1 pseudogene is annotated in these 312 nt (G+C 48.4%); it reads right to left on the bottom strand.

What is annotated here, in order from left to right:
* Positions 1-312: pseudogene (locus SB773_RS30875) on the bottom strand (hypothetical protein); the annotation flags it as partial.

The raw sequence follows: 312 nt of genomic DNA, 5'->3' as shown, positions 1-312 counted from the left end.
CTCTGCACACACCACGTATATCGCGGTTGGCTACGCGAGAAAACGGCAAGGCCAAAATTTCCTCCGCTACTTTGTTGAGGAATGTAATCTTTCCTCGCTCATCATACGTAATGACGCCGTCCTGCACCATGTTTAGCGTTTCTTCGAACATGTTTTTCGTGTGAATCAAACCGGCCATGGTCGCTTGTAAGCCTTGGCTGCGCGATACGATTTTTTTCGCGTATTCATTTAAGATGAGCGTCGTCTCATGATTGAGGAGATGAAAGCGGGTCAGCATCTCCACCATCGTACTAATATCAACGACCCGCTCGC

The sequence above is a fragment of the Bacillus sp. SIMBA_074 genome, assembly GCF_046534555.1.
GTDB lineage: Bacteria > Bacillota > Bacilli > Bacillales > Bacillaceae_G > Bacillus_A > Bacillus_A mycoides.
This window is presented reverse-complemented; position numbering and strand designations above follow the sequence as displayed.